Below are 1,862 nucleotides of genomic sequence, written 5' to 3'. Positions count from 1 at the left end.
GATGTGACCATCGTCACGCCGCCGCAGCATGGGCGCGTCACGGTGGTGGCGAGCGGCGCGGCGGGGGGCGGCAGCGGCCGCTCCTTCAAGGTGACGTATGTGCCGAATGCGAACTACTTCGGTCCTGACGCCTTCAGCTACACGGCGACCGGGCCGGGCGGCACGTCCGCGCCCGCGACGGTCAGTGTGACGGTGGCGCCGCAGCCGGTGCCGGTACCTGTCGCCAAGACGGTCACGGTATTGGCGGGCACGCCGGTGACCCTGCCCGTGACGCAAGGCGCCACGGGCGGCCCGTTCACGGCAGTGGCCATCACGACGCAGCCGGCCAGCGGCACGGCAGTGGTGAATGGCATGGACATCGTCTACACGCCAGGCATCAATACCAGTGGCCAGATCAGCATCGGCTACACCGTGTCGAACGTGTTCGGCACTTCGGCGCCGGTGACGTCGACGATTTCCGTCAATCCGATGCCGCAGGTGGCCAGCCAGAGCGCCACGGTGGTGGCCGGCCTGACGGTCAATGTGGACCTGACGGCGGGCGCCACGGGCGGTCCGTTCACGGCGGCGAATGTACTGAGCGTGGCGCCGGCGGAGGCGGGCAAGGCGGTGGTGCGCGACGTGGGCACGGCCGGCAAGCCGTCGTACCAGCTGAGCTTTGCGGCGTCGGGCAAGTTTGCCGGCGCAGCGGTGGTCAGCTACACCCTGAGCAATGCCTTTGCCACCTCGAAGCCGGGCGTGGTCAACGTGACGGTGACGGCGCGCCGCGATCCGTCGGTCGATCCGGAAGTGATCGGCTTGCAGGCGGCGCAAGCCGATGCGGCGCGGCGTTTCGCCAGCGCGCAGCTGTCGAACTTCACGCAGCGCCTGGAAAGCCTGCATGGCGACGGCTGGGGACGTTCCAGCTTTGGCCTGAGCCTGACGCCGCCGAACGACAGCGGCAACCCGACGGCGGCGCTGGCGCGCTGGCAGGAGCAGGAAGCGGACCGCGTGTTCGGCACGGCCGTGAAACCGTTCATGCGCAAGGCTTCCCTGCGCCAGCCTGATGCCGGTTTCAGCAGCGACCGGCAACAGGTGGATGTCAGCGGTGCCACGAACGGCTTGCCGGACATGCCGCAGCGTCCGGACACGCAGAAGCAGGCCTTGGCGTTGTGGCTTGGCGGCGCGGTGGACTTCGGCCAGCACTATGTGAATGGCCGCGACACGGGCTTCCGTTTCCGCACCAACGGCGTGAGCGTGGGTGGCGATTACCGCATCAGCGACCTGGCGACCCTGGGCGTGGGCGCCGGCTTCAGCCATGACCGCAGCGACGTGGGCCAGAACGGCAGCCGCAGCACGGCCGACAGCGCCGTGGCGGCCGTGTATGGCAGCCTGCGTCCGAGCAAGGGTGTCTTCCTTGACGGCGTGCTCGGCTACGGTACCCTGCAATACGATGCGTCGCGCTACCTTACCGATGGCAGCGGTTTCGCCACCGGTGAGCGCGACGGCAAGCAAGTGTTCGGCGCGCTGGTGGGCGGCATCGAGATGCGCCAGGAAACGTGGATGTGGTCGCCGTATGGCCGGGTGGAACTGATGTCGGCCAAGCTCGATCCGTACACGGAGAAGGCGGCGGGCATCAACGCGCTGAGCTACTTCAAGCAGACGGTGCGTTCGCGCATCGGCGCGCTGGGCGTGCGGGCCGAGGGCATCTATGTGGGTGGCCTGGGCACGTGGTTCCCGCGTGCGCGGCTCGAGTACCGGCACCAGTTCCAGGGCGCCGATGATGCGCGCCTGGCGTATGCCGACCTGGCGGCCGACGGCCCCGTGTACGTGATCCGCACGGTGCCGCAGCAGACGGGCAACTGGACGGCGGGGCTGGGCGTGAA

The 1,862-nt window shown here is 69.0% G+C and carries 1 protein-coding gene; it reads left to right on the top strand.

All coding sequences use genetic code 11. The features are described 5' to 3' along the window. Positions 1 to 1,862, top strand: a 1,862-nt coding sequence (locus tag CSQ91_RS28335) for an autotransporter domain-containing protein (RefSeq protein WP_143451111.1), incomplete at both ends; no start/stop codon positions are given.

Origin of the sequence: Janthinobacterium sp. BJB301 (genome assembly GCF_002735685.1) — a bacterium.
Lineage (GTDB): Bacteria > Pseudomonadota > Gammaproteobacteria > Burkholderiales > Burkholderiaceae_D > Janthinobacterium > Janthinobacterium lividum.
The sequence above is the reverse complement of the archived record's forward strand: the minus strand, read 5'-3'. Positions and strand labels throughout refer to the sequence as shown.